Source organism: Aurantivibrio infirmus, from assembly GCF_054767315.1.
The window spans coordinates 539212-557945 of record NZ_BAAFSK010000003.1 but is presented as its reverse complement, the minus strand read 5'-3'; the positions used below and the strand labels follow the sequence as shown (position 1 = coordinate 557945).

At 44.2% G+C, this 18734-nt stretch carries 16 protein-coding genes; 12 read left to right on the top strand and 4 right to left on the bottom strand.

Annotated features, from left to right (window positions below):
* Window positions 1–73: 73 nt before the first annotated feature.
* From ACYUCY_RS09235 to ACYUCY_RS09185, 11 genes are all read left to right on the top strand, one after another.
* Window positions 74–1708, top strand: coding sequence for a flagellar biosynthesis protein FlhF (locus ACYUCY_RS09235; RefSeq protein WP_460226181.1), 1635 nt, complete (start codon window positions 74–76; stop codon window positions 1706–1708).
* Window positions 1709–1935: 227 nt separating this feature from the next.
* Window positions 1936–2769: a MinD/ParA family ATP-binding protein gene (locus ACYUCY_RS09230; protein ID WP_460226180.1), complete on the top strand. Its 834-nt coding sequence runs from the start codon at window positions 1936–1938 to the stop codon at window positions 2767–2769.
* Between the two features lie 5 nt (window positions 2770–2774).
* A complete protein-coding gene (locus ACYUCY_RS09225; RefSeq protein WP_460226233.1) occupies window positions 2775–3518 on the top strand; it encodes an RNA polymerase sigma factor FliA in 744 nt (247 codons plus the stop codon).
* 130 nt (window positions 3519–3648) lie between these two features.
* Entirely contained in the window at window positions 3649–4038 is a 390-nt protein-coding gene (cheY, locus tag ACYUCY_RS09220) for a chemotaxis response regulator CheY (protein WP_460226179.1), read from the top strand.
* Window positions 4039–4058: 20 nt separating this feature from the next.
* Window positions 4059–4940 carry a protein phosphatase CheZ gene (locus ACYUCY_RS09215; protein ID WP_460226178.1) on the top strand — a complete coding sequence of 294 codons (882 nt, stop codon included), beginning with the start codon at window positions 4059–4061 and terminating at the stop codon, window positions 4938–4940.
* Window positions 4941–4949: 9 nt separating this feature from the next.
* Entirely contained in the window at window positions 4950–7262 is a 2313-nt protein-coding gene (locus tag ACYUCY_RS09210; RefSeq protein WP_460226177.1) for a chemotaxis protein CheA, read from the top strand.
* A 55-nt stretch (window positions 7263–7317) separates the two neighbouring features.
* Window positions 7318–8448, top strand: coding sequence for a protein-glutamate methylesterase/protein-glutamine glutaminase (locus ACYUCY_RS09205; protein WP_460226176.1), 1131 nt, complete (start codon window positions 7318–7320; stop codon window positions 8446–8448).
* A gap of 167 nt (window positions 8449–8615) precedes the next feature.
* On the top strand, window positions 8616–9356 hold the full coding sequence (locus ACYUCY_RS09200) for a flagellar motor protein (protein ID WP_460226175.1): 741 nt from the start codon (window positions 8616–8618) through the stop codon (window positions 9354–9356).
* A 23-nt stretch (window positions 9357–9379) separates the two neighbouring features.
* The gene (motD, locus tag ACYUCY_RS09195) at window positions 9380–10444 is read left to right on the top strand and encodes a flagellar motor protein MotD (RefSeq protein ID WP_460226174.1); all 1065 of its coding nucleotides are present in this window, start codon (window positions 9380–9382) and stop codon (window positions 10442–10444) included.
* Window positions 10445–10730: 286 nt separating this feature from the next.
* Window positions 10731–11222 carry a chemotaxis protein CheW gene (locus tag ACYUCY_RS09190; RefSeq protein ID WP_460226173.1) on the top strand — a complete coding sequence of 164 codons (492 nt, stop codon included), beginning with the start codon at window positions 10731–10733 and terminating at the stop codon, window positions 11220–11222.
* Window positions 11223–11260: 38 nt separating this feature from the next.
* Window positions 11261–11875: a hypothetical protein gene (locus ACYUCY_RS09185; RefSeq protein WP_460226172.1), complete on the top strand. Its 615-nt coding sequence runs from the start codon at window positions 11261–11263 to the stop codon at window positions 11873–11875.
* A 93-nt stretch (window positions 11876–11968) separates the two neighbouring features.
* On the opposite strand, the gene ACYUCY_RS09180 is transcribed toward ACYUCY_RS09185, so the two are convergent.
* Genes ACYUCY_RS09180 through ACYUCY_RS09165 form a run of 4 tightly spaced genes read right to left on the bottom strand, consistent with a single transcriptional unit; the run spans window position 11969 to window position 15521 of the window.
* Window positions 11969–12733: a YciK family oxidoreductase gene (locus ACYUCY_RS09180; protein WP_460226171.1), complete on the bottom strand. Its 765-nt coding sequence runs from the start codon at window positions 12731–12733 to the stop codon at window positions 11969–11971.
* A 10-nt stretch (window positions 12734–12743) separates the two neighbouring features.
* Window positions 12744–13412, bottom strand: a complete 669-nt coding sequence (locus tag ACYUCY_RS09175) for an HAD family hydrolase (RefSeq protein WP_460226170.1) — start codon at window positions 13410–13412, stop codon at window positions 12744–12746.
* A gap of 58 nt (window positions 13413–13470) precedes the next feature.
* Window positions 13471–14175: a bifunctional 2-polyprenyl-6-hydroxyphenol methylase/3-demethylubiquinol 3-O-methyltransferase UbiG gene (gene ubiG, locus ACYUCY_RS09170; protein WP_460226169.1), complete on the bottom strand. Its 705-nt coding sequence runs from the start codon at window positions 14173–14175 to the stop codon at window positions 13471–13473.
* Window positions 14176–14189: 14 nt separating this feature from the next.
* Window positions 14190–15521 (bottom strand): TRZ/ATZ family hydrolase, encoded by a 1332-nt coding sequence (locus ACYUCY_RS09165; protein ID WP_460226168.1) that lies wholly within the window; start codon window positions 15519–15521, stop codon window positions 14190–14192.
* 614 nt (window positions 15522–16135) lie between these two features.
* Between ACYUCY_RS09165 and gyrA the strand changes: the two genes are divergently transcribed.
* Window positions 16136–18709 (top strand): DNA gyrase subunit A, encoded by a 2574-nt coding sequence (gene gyrA, locus ACYUCY_RS09160; protein WP_460226167.1) that lies wholly within the window; start codon window positions 16136–16138, stop codon window positions 18707–18709.
* The last annotated feature ends 25 nt before the right edge of the window (window positions 18710–18734 follow it).

The following is an 18734-nucleotide window of genomic DNA, read 5'->3' as shown; positions in this document are numbered from 1 at the left end:
TGACGCCGAGAAGTCATAGAGTGATTATTAACATCGAGATGAATTTAGAACCGGGTGTTAGAGGAGTAGGGTTATGCAAGTAAAACGATTTGTAGCAGCTGATATGCGCAGAGCATTGGAACTGGTGCGACAAGACATGGGCCCGGACGCCATTATTCTCTCCAGCGGCAGAACCGAGGGCGGTGTTGAGGTGCTCACCAGTTATGACTCTCCCTTCCAAGGCGGCGATGCCAATAGCGTGGTCAAAAAAAATAAACGAGAGATCGGTTCTGCAATGTCATCACTGAATCAACAGTTGTTGTCGAAATTTAAACGGTCAGAAAGTGGCGAAGAGCAATCGAAACCATTACCAAGTGATGCGGCATGGGCGCGGGAAAATTCACTGAATATCGATTTAGCTAAGCCTGCTGATAGAAGTAAAAAATCTCTCGAAAGTGCCGTTGTTGAAAAAAGGTTTAACGAATCCGAGCTTGATAAATCCCTTGAGGCGGAACGCCTTAAAAACATTTCTCAGCAACAAGAGTTTCGTTTGGCAAGTTTTAATTACGAACCCGGGAATGTGAATGTTTCACTTAATTTTGATCCTTCGCAATTTGTTCAAGTTAAAACCAATGATTCGCAAATCAGTCGACCTGAATCTACTGATTCTGCGACACGTAAAAAAGACATTACCGCCGCTAAGTCGAAACGACAAGCGAAGGAAGACCGCCAATTAAATGCGCTGCGCGAAGAAATACTCGATATGCGCGAGTTACTGCAATTGCAGTTATCTCAGCTCGGTCAATCAAACGCTGGGAACGGAGCCCAAATTAATGCTACAAATAATCTCAACACATTGTCTGTAAGCAATACCGTTCATACGACAATTGCAAAACGCCTAGAAAATATGGGCATCCCTCAAGATGATATTGTGAAATGTACCTCGCGTTTGAAATTAAGGTCCAGTTTGGCCGATGGATGGGCGCAGGCGCTAGCGACCCTCGCGCATCGTTTGCCGACGACGTCGAACGATGTGGTTGATGGCGGCGGATTTTTTTCTTTTGTTGGATCGGCGGGAGCAGGGAAAACCACAACCGTTGCCAAACTCGCAGCTCGTTATGTCCTTAAACACGGTGCTGAAGGTGTAGCGTTGATTAGCACGGACAATCAAAGCATGGCTGGGGTTGAGCAGTTGCGACGGGTCGGAAAAATTCTTGGCATTGAAGTTCACCACGTTAACGAAACGAATACGCTCTCCCAAGTGATGCTCGATTGTTGTGATTACAAGTTGGTTCTCATCGATACCGCGGGCTTGCGGCAAGGGGATGCTGAGTTGAAGCAGCAGCTCGCAAAACTCCGTGGATTTTCCCACCTTAAAAATTATTTAGTGATGGCGAGCAATGCGCAAACTCAAGTGTTGAAAGCTTCTGTACACGCCTATAAAAATGTAGGTTTATCTGGCTGCATTCTCACTAAGCTCGACGAAACAATTTCTCTGGGGGAAACCCTAGGTGTTGTGATGCACGAAAAAATTCCAGTTTCCTACTATACCGATGGTCGCGATTTTACTCGTCATATTGGCGTCGCGCGTTCGCATAACTTAATTACCTTCGCTGTGTCGTTGTTTAAAAAAGCAAACCAAGATTCCGGCGAAAACAAGCACGGTCCTACGTCGAACAAACCGGCAAAGCGAGATAATACTGGACCCCAACGATTTGCTTATAACTAAGGCTCTGTAAATAACCAAATAGCTGGGTTTATTGGTGTAGGTATAAAGATGAAATAGGGATTCAGTCTATACTCAAAAAAAGGGTGGTTATTTTTCTTTTGGTTGAACAGTAGGGTCCTTTGATTTTGGTCATTCACAAGGCGATTGCGCTAAAAATAACAGTATTACGCTTCAGGTCTTTTCATTAGAACTGAAATTTAGAATTTGAATAAGCAGAGGAGTTATCAGTGAACCACTCTCGACCAATACAGGTCATCGCAGTAACGGGTGGCAAAGGCGGCGTCGGCAAAACAAATTTGTCCGTTAATTTGAGCATGGCATTAGCCGAGCAACAACGCCGAGTGTTGCTATTTGATGCTGACCTTGGTTTAGCCAATGTCGATATTCTTTTGGGCTTAAAGCCTAAAAAAACTTTGGCTGACGTTATCTCTGGCGAAGCCACAATGCGTGAAGTTATGGTTAACGGCCCTGGTGGTATTCGTATCGTACCAGCGTCATCCGGCGTAGCACGAATGGCGGGATTGAACGCGCATGAGCAGGCCGCTTTAATCAACGGCTTTACTGAGCTAAGCGATCAACTGGATATTATGATCGTTGATACCGCCGCTGGAATTTCCGATTCCGTTATTAATTTTGTCAGAGCAAGTCACGAAGTAATCGTTGTCGTATGTGATGAGCCTTCTTCGATAACAGACGCTTATGCCTTAATTAAATTACTCAATAAAGAGCAAGGTATGTTTAGAATTCGCGTGGTAGCGAATATGACTCGCAGCGCGCAAGAAGGTAGTCAGTTGTTTCGCAAGTTAAATCAAGTGTGTGAATCCTATCTTGATGTCAGCTTGGATTATGTAGGACATATTCCCTTTGATGAGAATGTTCGCCTAGCGGTTCAAAAACAAAAACCTTTATTGGAGTTTTCTCCCCGTTGCCGAGCTTCGCAATCGATTCGATCGATCGCACAAAAAGTTATTGAATGGCCAGTCCCACAATCTCCGAGTGGTCATCTAGAGTTCTTTGTTGAAAATTTATTACAGCAACCTGCTGCGAGTGCGAGCTTTTGATGATGATGGGTGCCGACAGCGTAGACATCTACAATAAATCCGCTGTTCAACAAAGCGAGATCAATGTAGAAGAATATGCATCCCTAGTGAAACGTATTTCCCACCATATGATGATGAGGATGCCGCCGTGTGTTCAAGTTGATGATCTGATTCAGGCGGGGATGATTGGTCTACTGGAAGCAGCAAAAAAATATGATGCGAGTAAAGGCGCGAGTTTTGAAACCTATGCTGGAATACGCATACGCGGGGCGATTGTTGATGAAATGCGTCGCGGGGATTGGGTGCCTCGATCGGTACATCGAAATGGTCGAAAAATGTCTGAGGCTATCAGTCGCATTGAGGCTCGTACTGGCCGCGATGCCAGTGATCAGCAAATTGCGGAAGAATTAGAGCTGTCTTTAGAAGACTACTACGCGATGTTGCAAGATAGCGCCTCCAGCAAATTGTATAGTTTTGAAGAAACATACAATGAAGAAAATGGAGAAGTGGACTATAACCATTTAAGTGAGCCTTTAATTAGTCCCTTTGAAGGTGTGCAGAAACAATCCTTGAAAGAGTCACTGGCGCAAGCAATCTCTCAATTACCCGAGCGAGAGAGACTCGTTCTGGCGCTTTATTATGATGAGGAACTCAATTTAAAAGAGATAGGCGAGGTGATAGGCGTTAGTGAATCTCGCGTTAGCCAAATCCATAGTCAAGCGGCAAGTCGTTTGCGTGCCCGACTGATTGATTGGCAAGTAACGATTTAAGGTATGCGAAATTTACTTGGCTTCGGTAAATAGCGAATGGTAAAAAAACACGGTAGTAATTTTTGATAATAGGTTTGATCTGCTTGAACATGTTACACATTCACCCATGTCAGGCAAGATGGAGGAAGTTTTGGACAAGAACATGAAAATCCTAATTGTCGATGATTTTTCGACAATGCGGAGGATAATTAAAAATTTGCTACGTGACTTGGGTTTTAATAATACCCATGAGGCAGATGATGGTACTTCCGCCTTGCCGCTTCTGAAAGACGGAGATTATGATTTTCTAGTCACCGATTGGAATATGCCTGGCATGTCGGGCATCGATTTACTGAAAAAAATCCGTTCAGATAGTTCGCTGGCATCGTTACCAACCTTGATGGTAACGGCGGAAGCGAAGCGAGATCAAATAGTTGAAGCAGCGCAAGCGGGTGTTAACGGCTATGTTGTTAAACCTTTCACCGCACAAACCCTAAAGGAAAAAATTGACAAAATTTTCGAAAGAATTGAAGCGACCTAAAGCTGTTTCGGATTATAAAAATGGGTATACGTGTAAAAAATATGGGTGACTTGGGTTTAGCAAACGCGCTGAAAGATTGCTCAGAACATATTATCGAATTGCTGCAAAATGATTTACATCACGAAGCGGCAATGACCATCAACAAGCTGATTCAGGGGCGAGATGAACATGTTTATATCGCCGTTGGGCAATTAACGCGAGGATTGCATAGCGCGATTGTTGATTTCAATGTCGATGGGAATTTAAAAATTGAATTCCCACAAAATAAACCTTCAGAAATTAAGGATGCATCTGATCGACTTAGTTACGTGATGGATATGACGGAAAAGGCAGCGAATCGAACCATGGATATGGTTGAAGAGTCTGCACCAATTGCGGCCACGCTGGGTGAAGAGGCCGAAGTTTTGCTGTCCGAATGGTCGCGAATTCGCAGGCGCGAGATGAACAAAAAAGATTTCGTCGAATTGTTTGGCAGAGTCGATGGTTTTTTACAAGATCTCTGTGCGGGCTCAAAGCAATTAAATACCAATATGCAAAATATCGTTATGGAACAGGGCTTTCAAGACTTATCAGGACAGGTGCTGAAGCGTGTGATTGCTTTGGTAAAAGAGCTTGAGGATAACCTAGTGAATTTGGTGACTATGGCGAGTCATGTGGAGTTAGTCGCTGGTCTTCATCCGAATGAGGAAAATAAAGGGCAACTTTTGGTAGATTCTGGACAATGTTCTAATGAGGTAAATGCCAAAAAAGGTGAGGACTCATTAAATATTGAAGGTAGTAAATCGAAAATTCGCGGTAATTTAAATGAAGGTTTTGGTCCGCAAATTCATCCCGGAAAACATTCTGATGTGGTCTCGGGGCAGGATGAAGTAGACGAGCTTTTGTCGAGCTTAGGTTTTTAAAGGATAATCATGAGCTTTTCTGACGACGAAGAGATACTCCAGGATTTTTTGCTAGAAGTTGGCGAAATTCTTGAGTTATTGTCGGAACAATTAGTTGACTTAGAGCAACGACCAGATGACGTTGAGTTACTCAACGCTATTTTTCGCGGATTTCATACTGTTAAAGGCGGAGCCGGGTTTTTACAATTCGATACCATGGTTGAAATTTGTCATGTTACCGAAAACTTGTTTGATGTTCTCCGAACGGGCAAGCGTAAAGTCACTACAAACTTGATGGATGTCGTCCTGAAAGTGTTGGACTCTGTCAATCTCCAGTTTGACCAAATTTCCAATTCGCAAACGCCAGAACCGGCAGACCCACTATTATTTACCGCCCTAAGCAAATTAGTTGATGGCACCGATGCGCCTGAGCCTGTTGAAAGCGTTACAGAAACTTCTAGTAAAAGCCCTGAAGGCGAAACCCAAAGTGTTGGAGAAGCTGCAAAAGATAAAGTAAGTACCAGCGACGATGAACCCGATGATATAGCGGAAGATGAATTTGAAGCATTGTTAGACGCGCTCCATGGGAAGGGAAAAGCGCCAACGATTGCCAAAGAGTCCAGCGTTGAGAATGTGCAAGAAGCGCCCGTCAGTGATCAAGAATCTGCTGGTAATGAGCAAGATGGCAGTAAAAAAAGTAGTAGTCAAAAAGCTAAAACAGAACCTGTAAGCTTAGATATTTCAGATAGCGAGTTTGAAGACCTTCTTGATGAACTTCATGGTTCGGGAAAGGCACCGGGAAAAATAAATGAGCCCTCCAAAACGTATTCTCAAAGTGATTCAGACACAATTACCGAAGACGAATTCGAAGATTTATTAGATCAGCTGCATGGCGTTGGTGAAAAGCCTGTAGAGAACAAAGCGGCAATTGAAAGCCCAGGTAATGCTGAATCCTCGATAATTGAACCCTCAAAAATGAGTCCAAAAAAACCAGAGCGCCAGACATCAGCTCCGAGGAATATTGGCCTCCCCGCTAAGGATGTGTCGGAATTAAAATCTCCGCCAAAAGTCACTGAAGAAATTCAGAAGCCAAAACTTAGTTCGAGCCCCGCCAGCGCGTCGGTTAAAGACAAAAGCAAAGATGTGGCGACAAAATCTTCTGCCCGAGGCGGTACTGATGTAACGGTTCGAGTTGATACACAGCGCCTTGACGACATCATGAATATGGTTGGTGAATTAGTCTTGGTTCGAAATCGTTTGGTGAGATTAGGAAGTAATCGAAATGACGAAGAGTTAACAAAAGCGGTTAGTTTGTTAGATGTTGTGACCGGAGATTTACAAAGCGAAGTCATGAAAACGCGAATGCAACCAATTCGAAAAGTATTTGGTCGCTTTCCGCGAGTGGTTCGTGATCTCGCTCGTAGTTTAAATAAAGAAATTTCTTTACAGCTCAAGGGCGAAGATACAGATTTGGATAAAAATCTTGTCGAGGCCCTCGCAGATCCATTGATCCACTTAGTGCGTAATGCGGCTGATCATGGCATTGAAATGCCAGAGGTGCGAGAGCGGGCTGGTAAGAGTCGAGTCGGTAAGGTCGTACTCGACGCGAGACAGGAAGGCGATCATATTCTGTTATCAATTACCGATGATGGCGCTGGTATGGATCCGGATTTTTTACGTCGAAAAGCCGTGGAAAAACACATAATGGATGCAGACGCGGCCGCACGTTTAACGGATAAAGAAGCTTTTGATTTAATATTTGCTCCAGGCTTTTCAACTAAAACGGATATTTCAGACGTGTCGGGACGTGGCGTTGGCATGGATGTGGTCAAGACAAAAATCACACAGTTAAACGGTTTGCTAGATATCGATTCCACTGTTGGTGAGGGCACTAGCTTAACCATTAAAGTTCCGCTCACCTTGGCGATCATGCCGACACTAATGATTCTCTTAGAAGACCAAACCTTTGCACTGCCATTGGTAAGCGTTAACGAAATTTTTCATATGGACCTAACGCGAACTCATGTCGTCGATGGCCAAGAATGTGTAACGATTCGCGATAGGGCTGTGCCAATTTTTCATTTAAAACGCTGGTTGGTAAGTAAACCCAGTGATGTCAGTGATCTTTCGTTTTCTCACGTCGTTATTGTTTCAGTGGGAAGCATGAGAGTCGGTTTCGTCGTTGATGACTTAATCGGACAAGAAGAAGTGGTGATCAAGCCGCTTGGAAAAATGCTGCAAGGAACACCAGGAATGGCTGGCGCAACAATAACAGGTAATGGGTCTATTGCTTTGATTCTCGATGTGCCGGGAATGCTAAAACAATACGCGGGTACAGCTTAATAAGAATTTCTTTGCTAGCCAATTTCTTGGCTAAACGAAAAAAGGGAGTGGTAATTTGGCCTACAAGGTATTGGTCGTCGACGACTCGGGTTTTTTTCAGCGTCGATTAAAGGAAATCATTAACGAACATCCAGATTTAGAAGTTATCGATGTAGCCATTAATGGTCGCGAAGCCGTTAACAAAGCGATCTCGTTAAATCCAGATATTATTTCTATGGATTATGAAATGCCGGTACTCAATGGTATTTCTGCGATTCGTGAAATTATGGCCCATCGTCCGGTGCCTATCTTAATGTTTTCCTCGATGACTTATGAAGGCGCTAAGATAACGCTTGATGCTTTGGAAGCGGGTGCAGTCGATTTTATACCGAAAGATTTTGCAGAGGTTTCTCAAAATTCCGCAGAATTAAAACGTAAGATTCATCAACGCTTGCTTGATATTGTTCGAACCCACCGGGTACGAGCTTTTTCTCCAACAGTTGATAAGCCATCAGCAAAAACCAAATCAGAAGCCAAGCCAGAACCGACAATTGAAACCGCGAAACTGGTTGCAGAAAGAAGTTCTAGCGTTCGCCCTGATACGCAGTATAAAAAATATGAACTATTAGCAATTGGAGCTTCTACCGGTGGTCCGGTTGCTATTACGCAAATACTTTCTCAGTTACCTAAAAATTTTCCCGTGCCTATTATCATTATTCAACATATGCCTGCGACATTTACGCAGGCCTTCGCGGAGCGTTTAAACCGTATTTGTAATATTGATGTGAAGCAAGCTGAAGATAAGGATTCACTACGCCCAGGGTTGGCTTTGTTAGCGCCAGGCTCGATGCAAATGATGATCGATGCGAGTAATAAATTGAGAGTTAAAGTAATCCCCGGCGACGAGCGCGTTACCTATCAGCCTTCCATTGATATCACTTTCGGTTCGGCGGCCAAAACCTACGGTGCCTCGGCTTTAGCAATTATTCTGACGGGCATGGGTAACGACGGTTGTGATGGAGCGAGATTGTTAAAATCACAAGGTGGCACAGTCTGGTCGCAGGATGAGGGCAGCAGCGTTATTTTTGGAATGCCAATGGCCGTTCAAAAACAAAAGCTCTCAGATAAAATTGTTTCTCTCTCGAATATCCCTGATCAAATACTTCGCGCCTTCCCGGTTCGACAACTCCGTGCCGCTGGCAGCTAATTACGCATTCGCTGTATAGCGCTCCGCTAAAAACCGCCTCGCTTTTCGTTTTGGAATAGTTATTGCAAAAATACCTAAGTTCGGCGAATGCGTTAAAAAAATGACGCTTTGTAGCGCTATGAATTGAAAGCAACATTCAATATCTCAATAGGAAACCACTGCGAACCATGGATATTTTGACGTTAATTGGCGTGCTCCTCGGTTTTGGCGCGCTACTAGGAGGAAACTTACTAGAGGGCGGCTCTTGGCAATCTCTAGTAAACGGCCCGGCTGCCATTATCGTTTTTGGTGGTACATTCGGTGCCGCAATGTTGCAAACACCAAAGACCACTTTGCGTCGTGCGCTCAATATTTTCTCTTGGGTGTTGCGTCCTCCGGCAATATTGTTCGAAAGCGGAATAAAAAAAATTGTCAATTGGTCGATGTCGGCAAGAAAAGAAGGTCTGCTTGGCCTCGAAGCCATCGCGGAAACAGAGAAAGACCAGTTTGCTCGCAAAGGTTTGCAAATGTTGGTTGATGGCAGTGAGCCTGAATCCATTCGCCGGGTTATGGAAAGCGACTTATATATTGCCGAGCAGCGGGATCAAGATGCGATTCGATTTTACGAAAGTATGGGTGGTTATGCGCCGACAATCGGAATTATTGGAGCCGTTATTGGGTTGATTCACGTCATGCGTAATCTTGCCGACCCGAACGAATTGGGGCCAGGTATTGCGATCGCTTTCGTTGCAACAATTTACGGTGTTGCGTTTGCAAATTTATTACTTATTCCCATCGCGAATAAATTGAAGATGTGCATTAGTCAGCAATCACAATTTCGTGAATTGGTTATCGAAGGCATCATTGCTATTGCGGAAGGTGAAAATCCGCGGGTGATAGAAATGAAACTGAATGGATATTTGCCTTAAGTCCATGATCCTGGCCAAACGCTATGCGTCGTAGATCAACCATAAATTTCGATGTAAACCATGATAGATGGTTGGTTTCCTATTCGGATTTCGTGACCTTGTTATTCGCCTTTTTCGTGGTGATGTATTCGATCTCACAAGTTAATGAAGGTAAGTATCGAGTGTTATCGAGTACATTACTTGAAGCGTTCGATGTTCCCCAGTCTGCGATAAAACCTATTCAGGTCGGTACGCCGAGCTTGTCTGCAGATCCTAGCGCGATTGAAACCTATAGATCGGGTGATGGACACAAGACCGCCGGTAGCGTTAGCACAGATGTAGACGCCACTAGTAGCAACAATAATGTTGCAGATCTCGATGAACTTTCAGATGCATTCTCAGAACAATTTGCAGACTTGGTTAAGGACAATCTGCTGACAGTAACGGGCAATGAGCTGTGGCTTGAGCTGGAATTAAATTCGAATATTTTATTCCCCAGCGGTAATTCTGACCCTAGTTTACAAGCACGAGCAATATTTGAAGAAATGGCCGGCATGTTGTCGAAGTTTGAAAACCCTGTTCAAGTAGAAGGTTTTACCGACAACGTGCCTATCAATAATCGACGCTTTAAAAGCAATTGGGAATTATCTTCGGCACGATCCGCTTCGGTTGTTAAATTATTAGCTAATAATGGCGTTGATCCTTATCGTTTGTCGGCGGTTGGTTACGGCGAGTTCCGACCAAAAGCTGATAACTCTACAGCGGAGGGCCGCAGTTTAAATCGTCGAGTCGTGTTGATGATTTCAAAACAAGCGGCAGAGCGGCCGAAAATTCAAAGCGAACAAGATGTTGAGAATGCGATTGGCGAAATCGCACAAGATGTCCCTTTCAGCGAATCTTCACTAGAAGAGATTCCGACACAAAATAATGTAGATTCTATAGTCGATAATACAGATGAAATCGCTGAGCAAGTTCCGCAACAAGAACTTGGAGTCGAGGCGGAAGCGGTGCCTGAGGCTGAAGAAGAATCGTCGATAACGCCAATACAGTTAGATAACGGTGGCCTGCTATTTACCAACGATCCCGATTTACCCAGAGCAACTAATTAGAAACGTATTAATTCTCATCTCGCTGGCACAAATGCTGCTACAAGTAATTCATTGAATCCTTGGTGGTATTTTTTTGGCAAAGAAAATTATCGCTTCGCAATCTAAGACTGCTCGCAAAGTAGTTATCTTGGAGAATGTTTTTTAGTCAAAAAAAGTAATAGTAAAAGTGAAATGCGAGCTACAGTTAAATGAGGAAGCTAGTTTTATCAGACTTTAACGTAATGATTCACGAAAGATATTTCTAATCTGTCAATAATTTGACGAAGTGATGTGAGGGTAGCCTGGAATGACCGGAAGTAATATTGCAGCAGACATCGAAGCAGACGATGACGCCATACAGCAATGGGTGACTTTTCATCTTGATGGCGAGACTTACGGTATCAATGTAATGCACGTGCAAGAAGTGCTCAGATATTCAGAGATAGCGCGAGTGCCTGGTGCTCCGGAATATGTGTTGGGCATTATTAATTTACGCGGCAACGTGGTGACCGTTATTGACACTCGCCATCGATTCGGTTTGAAGTCTGTTGATGTAACGGACAGTACGAGAATTGTAATCGTGGAAACTGATAAGCATGTGGTCGGTATACTCGTCGATAGTGTTGCAGAGGTTGTATATCTAAGACGATCGGAAATTGAGTCTGCTCCAAATGTTGGCAATGATGATCACGCAAAATTTATCCAGGGTGTTTGTCACAAGAATGATGAGTTACTTATTTTAATTGAACATGACAAATTACTTACTGAAGATCAGTGGGAACAGGTCGAAAGCCTTTAAGTTGTTTTATACGTATATAAATATCAGGGTATGTCTCTATGGAGTCCGAAACAATAAATACTATTGCAGATAGTGGTAGCCAAATCGGCGAATTTTTAGTTGCGCGAGGTGGCTCCTATGCAGCTGGGCTGGAAATGATGATCGTATCACTAGCGACCGTTCTGATAATTAGTTTAAGCATTCTATTTTTTCTGACTAAGAAAAACAAAAGAGAGCTAGAACAAACCCAAGAGTTATGTACCTGCTTGCGTAATGATCTACAGATTGCAGCGAGTTGTGCAATAGGAATGGGGCAGCGCATTATTTCTTTGGAGAAAAAAATTAACGGGCAAGTCGATTTTGCTGGCGAATCGCAATCGCTAAGCTCATCTCGCGCGCTTGAGGCTAAGGCCGCACAAGCGAAGACCAACAAAAATCATTTGTCAGAAACCTTTAAAAAGCACGATGTCGACCAGAAGATATCACCACCAAAATTAAAAGCGGTGCAGATCGATGAAGCGGGCCGCCAGAGTCATCTCAATAGCTTCGATAAGGCGAGCGAACTACTAAAGAGCGGAATGAGTGAAGATGAGGTAGCAAAACGCTGCGAACTATCGAGTTCAGAAACCGCACTTATGGCGATGGTGATGAAGCAGAAAAGCGTTAACTGTTAAAGCCGCAACGCTGTTCTTAAAAAAAATTAACACGCTAACTGTTGCCCGCCATGTGCGGGCTTTTTTTTATAAATCTAACATATCGTGATCAGTTTATTTTTCTTGCGCGTAAAATTGTTGCCCTGTAATACCGACACTATCTTCTCCCATTAGAAAAAGATAAGTCGGCATAATGTCAATCGGTTGTTTAAGCGTGCGCGGATCCTCTGCAGGATAAGCACTAGCACGCATTTTGGTGCCAACTGCTCCGGGGTTGATACTATTCACTCGAATCGTCGTCGCTTCAGCGGTTTCCGCCGAGAAAATTTGCATGATATTTTCTGTCGCTGCCTTGGAGACTGCATAGGCTCCCCAATATGCGCGTCCAACATAACCTACCGAAGATCCGGTAAAAATTACTGAAGGGTTTTGTGCGCGTTCTAATAGTGGTAATAAAGCTTTTGTCATTAAAAAGGGTGCAGTTGCATTGACCTGAATAATTTTGTTCCAGGTTTCTTCTGGGTATTGGGCGAGCGGTGTGCGCGGGCCGAGTTCGCTCGCGTTGTGAAGTATGCCATCAAGGTGAGAAAATTCTTTTTCAATTGCTGCGGCCATGTCTTCATAATCTTTTTCTATCGCGCCCTCAAAATTAATCGGGTAGATACCTGCTTTTGGATAACCGGCTTGTTCAATCTCGTCATAGGTTTTTTCGAGTTTTTTCGTGGTTTTTCCTAAAAGCAAAACTGTAGCGCCGTGGGCGGCATATTGAAGAGCAGCGACACGCCCAATACCATCGCCGGCACCGCTTACGAGAATAACTTTGTTTTTGAGTAGTTCCTTAGGTGCTTGATAATGTAAAACGTCTGATAAATTGTTCATAAATAAAATATTATTCCGATAGATAATTTTGGATGATGACTTCGAGTTCGTGAGCGGTTTCAGCGAGATGATCAGCCTGCCATCGGGTTGCATGATCTTCTGCGTCAACATAGCCATAAGCGGCTGCAACTGTGATGCTGCCGGCATTTTTTCCACAGTCGATATCTCGGCGATGATCTCCTATATAAATAGCTTCATTCGCTTCGCAGCCCATTTGCTTACAAGCCAGTAATAGTGGCTCCGCATCTGGTTTAGTGTTGTTAACATCCTCTGGACAAACAATTGAGAGTGGTGGTGGGTTAAATTGCATGGCTTCTAAAATCGGCCTGGTATAAGCGTGTGATTTGTTTGTGACGATTCCCCAGGGAATATTTTTTGCGGCGAGAAACGCCAAACATTTATCGATGCCTGGAAAGGTGCGAGTCCGTACAGCAAGGTTGGCGCTATAAAGTTCTAGTAAGCGATTATGCAGGCGATCAAATTCCGGGGCATCGCGTTCTAACTGAAAGGCCATGCCAACGAGTGCACGTGCGCCGTTTGAAACCGAAGCGCGAATTTTTTCATCGGCTAGAGGTGAAAGACTTTCCTCTTCTCTTAAGGTATTTACTACAGTGTAAAAATCGGGAGCGGTATCGAGTAAGGTACCATCAAGGTCGAAAAGTACAGCTTTTAGATTCATGAGTTCTCAGTTGTTTAATGTTGACAAATGAATGGCGTATAGTAGAAATAATTACATTTTATTCTTGCGGCTTAGTGACATGAATCATGTAGTTTACGCTGACATCATTCGGGTTTAATTTGTAGTTCTTGGTGATAGGGTTGTAGGTCATCCCAGTCATATGATGAATTTCTAAGCCTGCGTTACGAATCCAAGTAGCTAATTCGGAAGGTTTGATGAATTTTGCGTAGTCGTGAGTTCCCTTGGGTAATAATTTAAGTATGTATTCCGCGCCAATTACTGCGAAAGCGTAGGCTTTTGGGTTTCGGTTAATAGTAGAAAAATAAATGTGGCCCCCGGGTTTAACTAATTCTGCGCAGGCTTTGACGATAGCCGAAGGGTCGGGAACATGCTCTAGCATTTCTAGGCAAGTTACGATGTCGAAAGCGTTGCTGTGTCGTTCGGCAAATTCTTCTGCTGTAGCTTTTTGATAGTCGATGGTTAATTTACTTTCTAAGCTATGGAGTTGTGCGACTTTTAAGGGTGCATCTCCCATATCAATACCGACGACCTGAGCGCCGCGTTGTGTTAAACCTTCGCAAAGTAAACCGCCACCACAACCGACATCAAGCACGTCTTGCTCAGCTACAGGAGAGTGCAAGTCGATAAAGTTACAACGCAAGGGGTTGATTTCATGCAGTGGCTTAAATTCACTTTCGGCGTCCCACCACCGACTGGCTAGGGCTTCAAACTTTGCAATTTCACTTGCGTCAACGTTACTCATAATTCGAAATCCTATTAATTTTTCTTCGTGCTCAATTGCGCTTGCCAGTGCTGTGTTTTTTGCAGTATCTCTTCTCTATTGAGCGTTGTTAGCTGGCGTTTGTTAAGGAGTCGCTTTCCGTTTACCCAAACATCTGAAACTTTGTGGCCAATATTGGTGTAAACCAAATGGGAAACGGGATTATAAATCGGAGAGGACTCTATATCATTTAATTGAACCGCACAGATATCCGCCGCTTTACCGGGTTCTAGGCTGCCTATGGTGGTCTCCTGACCAATCGCCTTGGCGCCATTGATCGTTGCCATCCGTAAAGCTTGATGTGCATCTAGAGCAGTGGCGTCGCTGGAAACCGCTTTTGCCAATAAAGCTGCGGTTTTCATTTCGCTAAATAAATCTAAGTCATTGTTGCTGGCAGCACTGTCAGTTCCCAGCGCAACATTTATGCCGGCATCAAATAATTTTCCAATTGGGCAAAAACCACTGGCGAGTTTTAAATTTGATTCCGGGCAGTGAACAACATGGGCGCCGGTGGTTTTTAAAATTTCGATATCTGCATCGATCAGTTGCGTCATATGGATGCACTGTACTAGAGGCGTCAATAAATTTAGTTTTTGTAAGCGCTCAATCGGTCGTACGCCTTGTTGTTGAATGGCATTTTCAACCTCGAATGCGGTTTCATGCAGATGAATCTGCACCGGTGCTTGCATTTCGTCGGCTAACATCGCTATGCGTTTGAGTGGTTCATCGGAAACTGTATAGGGGGCGTGAGGACCAAAGCCTACATTGATTAAATCGCTTGAGCGAAAATCGTCGTGGACGCTCAGGCTTTTATTGATGTACTCGTCGGCGTCTTGAGCCCACGCGCTTGGAAAATCCAGAATAGGGGCACATATTTGCGCGCGCATGCCAGCGAGTTGTGCCGCTTTGGCTGCTTGATCTGGAAAGAAGTACATGTCTGAAAAGCAAGTGGTGCCGGATCTTAACATTTCAGCCATGGCTAATTGGGTGCCGTCAAAAACAAACTCTTCACTGACCCATTTTGCTTCCGTTGGCCAGATGTGATTTTCTAGCCAATCCATTAAGGGTTTGTCATCGGCAAAGCCGCGCATTAAGGACATCGCCGCGTGACCATGGGTGTTGATTAAACCAGGAATGAGAGCGTGATCCAGCAAGTTGATTTCATCCCGCGGGGAATAACGCTTGCGTGCTTCGGCACTTGGGACGATAGCCACGATAAGGCCATCGCTAATTGCGAGACTGCAATCTTTGAAAACCTTGTCTTCAGGTATGACTGGTATAATCCAGCGTGCGTTGATTAAAAGATCGACGTTTTGTAGGCCAGACATGAAGATTCCTTAGCGGCGCTGTTAGAACGGAGTAATAATTGCGAATCCAGCACCTAACACAAGCGAGATCACGGCATTGCTTGCCGAAAAACATGGAATTTAACGGTAAAAATGCCCATAGCTATAAAGGCTTGCAAGTATACCGAGATTGGCTGCGATGTGCGCGTAAAAACTGCCTATCCTGCTGATTTTATGGTAGTATCGGGGGCTTAACTTCGGCGATTACAAAGAGCCTCAAAAGCGCTTCAGAGACGCCTGATAAAACTGCTTCTTAACTTGGGGAAATGGCTGAAATTCTTCAGCGCTGGTAGTTCCCTCGGCAGCTAAAGTATCTTTTTCTGGTTCGTGCTTCTTTAATATAAGGCTGGCTTTGATTATTTGCTTTATAGCGAAGCTTGTTACCGGACGCTGATACGGCCTTAGGGTTAGTGATAATAACGTAATGTAAATACAGGCTATGTTCGTACGATTATAAGAAAATGTACCTCACTAGAATTTGGCTTCAAATCGAATGAGGTTATTAAGATTTCCCACAGGGCAACTCTAGAAAATCTCATTCTTTGGAACTGCTCGTAAAATAATATAAATCATAGAAGTAAGGAAAGCCGCACCTTATGGGCGACGATATAACTAAAGAAATCCTCCCGGTTAACATCGAAGATGAACTCCAGCAATCCTATCTCGATTATGCGATGAGCGTAATTGTAGGAAGGGCTTTGCCTGATGTGCGTGACGGCCTAAAACCTGTCCATCGCCGTGTGTTGTTTGCGATGAACGAGCTGAGCAATGATTGGAATAAATCCTATAAAAAGTCGGCTCGTGTGGTAGGTGACGTAATCGGTAAATATCACCCCCATGGTGATTCAGCGGTTTATGACACTATCGTTCGTATGGCGCAGCCATTTTCTCTACGTTATATGCTGGTCGACGGTCAGGGAAATTTCGGTTCTATCGATGGTGATAGAGCGGCAGCAATGCGTTATACCGAAATTCGTATGGCGAAAATTGCCCACGATCTTTTGGCTGACCTTGATAAAGAAACCGTCGATTACGTTGACAACTACGATGGTCAGGAGCAAATTCCCGACGTCCTTCCGACGCGAATTCCCAACCTATTAGTTAACGGTTCTTCCGGTATCGCGGTGGGGATGGCGACCAATATCCCTCCTCATAATTTGAGTGAAGTTGTAAAAGCCTGTTTGGCGGTTATTGAAAACGAAGAGATTACCGTCGATGAGTTGATGGAATTTATTCCTGGCCCGGACTTTCCAACGGGCGCAATTATTAATGGTCGAGCGGGAATTGTTCAAGCTTATCGTACCGGGCGTGGCCGTATTTACGTGCGCGCAAAAGCGTCTATCGAAAAAGATGAAAAAACCGGTCGCGAAACAATTATTGTTCACGAGCTTCCCTACCAAGTTAACAAAGCGCGCTTAATTGAGCGGATTGCGGAACTGGTTAAAGAAAAGAAAATTGAAGGCATTTCTGAGTTGCGCGATGAGTCTGATAAAGACGGGATGCGCGTGGTTATCGAAATTAAACGTGGCGAAGTCGGCGACGTAGTGTTGAATAATTTGTTTTCGCAAACCGCTTTGCAAAGTGTTTTTGGTATTAACGTTGTTGCCTTGGTCGATGGCCAGCCGAAAACGCTAAACCTAAAACAGCTGTTGGAATGTTTTATTCTGCATCGGCGTGAAGTTGTTACCCGCCGAACAGTGTTTTTGTTAAGAAAAGCGCGCGAACGGGGCCATATTCTTGAAGGCCTTGCGATTGCGATTGCCAATATCGATCTCGTGATTGAATTAATCAAAGGTTCACCTTCGCCAGCGGAGGCTAAAGAATCGCTACTCGCTCGTGGTTGGGATTTAGCTGACGTTAATCAGTTCCTAGAGAAAGCACGAAGCGATACCGGTGATAGTGTTTGTCGTCCCGATGAGTTAGATCCTCAATATGGTATTCGTGAAGACAAATATTTCCTTTCTCCCGATCAAGCACAATCAATTCTAGAGTTACGTTTACATCGTTTGACGGGTATGGAGCACGGTAAGTTGCTCACCGAGTACGAAGAAAAATTAATTCAGATCGCTGAATACATGGGCATTTTGTCAAATCCCCAGCGATTGATGGAAGTGATTCGTGAAGAATTGGAAGCTGTCGAAAAAGAATATGGTGATGCGCGACGCACTGATATTCAAGAATCTCAGATGGATTTAACCGTCGAAGATTTAATTACCGAAGAAGATCGTGTCGTCACTATTTCTCATGGTGGTTACGCTAAAACTCAACCACTAGACGTCTACCAAGCACAGCGACGCGGTGGTATGGGTAAAGCGGCAACGGCAGTTAAAGATGAAGATTTTGTTGAGCATTTATTAATAGCCAATACTCACACTACTATTTTGTGTTTTAGCAATGCCGGTAAGGTTTATTGGTTGAAGGTTTATCAAATTCCCGTTGCAGGTCGTCAATCTCGCGGCCGTCCAATGGTCAATTTGTTGCCCTTGGAAGCAGATGAGCGAATCACGTCGATTTTGCCAGTGCAAGACTATGATGATGAACACTTCATCTTTATGGCCACGGCTAATGGAACGGTAAAGAAAACAACCCTGAGTCAATTTGCCAGACCTCGTAGCACTGGTTTGCGTGCGATAGAGTTGGAAGAAGGCGACAACTTGGTAAATACCGCGGTAACTGACGGCGGCCAAGAAATCATTTTATTTTCTTCCGGTGGTAAAGCGGCACGCTTTAAAGAGACCGAAGTGAGAGCAATGGGAAGGGCGTCTCGCGGCGTTCGCGGTATTCGCTTAAAAGACTCTCACAAAGTTATATCCATGGTCATTCCAATGGAGGGCGGTAAAGTCCTTGCGGTGAGTGAAAATGGTTACGGTAAGCGTACGGATGTTGCTGAATACGCGACTAAAGGCCGTGGTTCACAGGGTGTTATTGCTATTCAAACGTCTGATAGAAACGGCGATTTAGTTGGTGCAGTCCAGGTATTGGACGGCGATGAAATCATGTTGATATCCGATCAAGGTACGTTGGTGAGAACGCGGGTAGATGAAGTCTCCGTTTTAGGTAGAAACACCCAGGGTGTACGCTTAATAAAACTAAAAACCGGTGAACATCTTGTCGGCGTTGAACGTATCGAAGAAACTGGCGAAGAAGAAGGCGAAGAAGAAGCGGATTAAATTAATAAGCCGCTTTTTTATTTCG

What these genes read in the sequence shown, in the direction of transcription:
- ACYUCY_RS09165 (WP_460226168.1), bottom strand. Translation starts at nt 15,521, where the DNA reads ATGTCTGGCCTACAAAACGTCGATCTTTTAATCAACGCACGCTGGATT.
- motD (WP_460226174.1), top strand. Translation starts at nt 9,380, where the DNA reads ATGCGTCGTAGATCAACCATAAATTTCGATGTAAACCATGATAGATGG.
- ACYUCY_RS09180 (WP_460226171.1), bottom strand. Translation starts at nt 12,733, where the DNA reads ATGAACAATTTATCAGACGTTTTACATTATCAAGCACCTAAGGAACTA.
- ACYUCY_RS09235 (WP_460226181.1), top strand. Translation starts at nt 74, where the DNA reads ATGCAAGTAAAACGATTTGTAGCAGCTGATATGCGCAGAGCATTGGAA.
- ubiG (WP_460226169.1), bottom strand. Translation starts at nt 14,175, where the DNA reads ATGAGTAACGTTGACGCAAGTGAAATTGCAAAGTTTGAAGCCCTAGCC.
- ACYUCY_RS09185 (WP_460226172.1), top strand. Translation starts at nt 11,261, where the DNA reads ATGGAGTCCGAAACAATAAATACTATTGCAGATAGTGGTAGCCAAATC.
- ACYUCY_RS09225 (WP_460226233.1), top strand. Translation starts at nt 2,775, where the DNA reads ATGGGTGCCGACAGCGTAGACATCTACAATAAATCCGCTGTTCAACAA.
- ACYUCY_RS09175 (WP_460226170.1), bottom strand. Translation starts at nt 13,412, where the DNA reads ATGAATCTAAAAGCTGTACTTTTCGACCTTGATGGTACCTTACTCGAT.
- ACYUCY_RS09200 (WP_460226175.1), top strand. Translation starts at nt 8,616, where the DNA reads ATGGATATTTTGACGTTAATTGGCGTGCTCCTCGGTTTTGGCGCGCTA.
- gyrA (WP_460226167.1), top strand. Translation starts at nt 16,136, where the DNA reads ATGGGCGACGATATAACTAAAGAAATCCTCCCGGTTAACATCGAAGAT.
- ACYUCY_RS09190 (WP_460226173.1), top strand. Translation starts at nt 10,731, where the DNA reads ATGACCGGAAGTAATATTGCAGCAGACATCGAAGCAGACGATGACGCC.
- ACYUCY_RS09210 (WP_460226177.1), top strand. Translation starts at nt 4,950, where the DNA reads ATGAGCTTTTCTGACGACGAAGAGATACTCCAGGATTTTTTGCTAGAA.
- ACYUCY_RS09215 (WP_460226178.1), top strand. Translation starts at nt 4,059, where the DNA reads ATGGGTATACGTGTAAAAAATATGGGTGACTTGGGTTTAGCAAACGCG.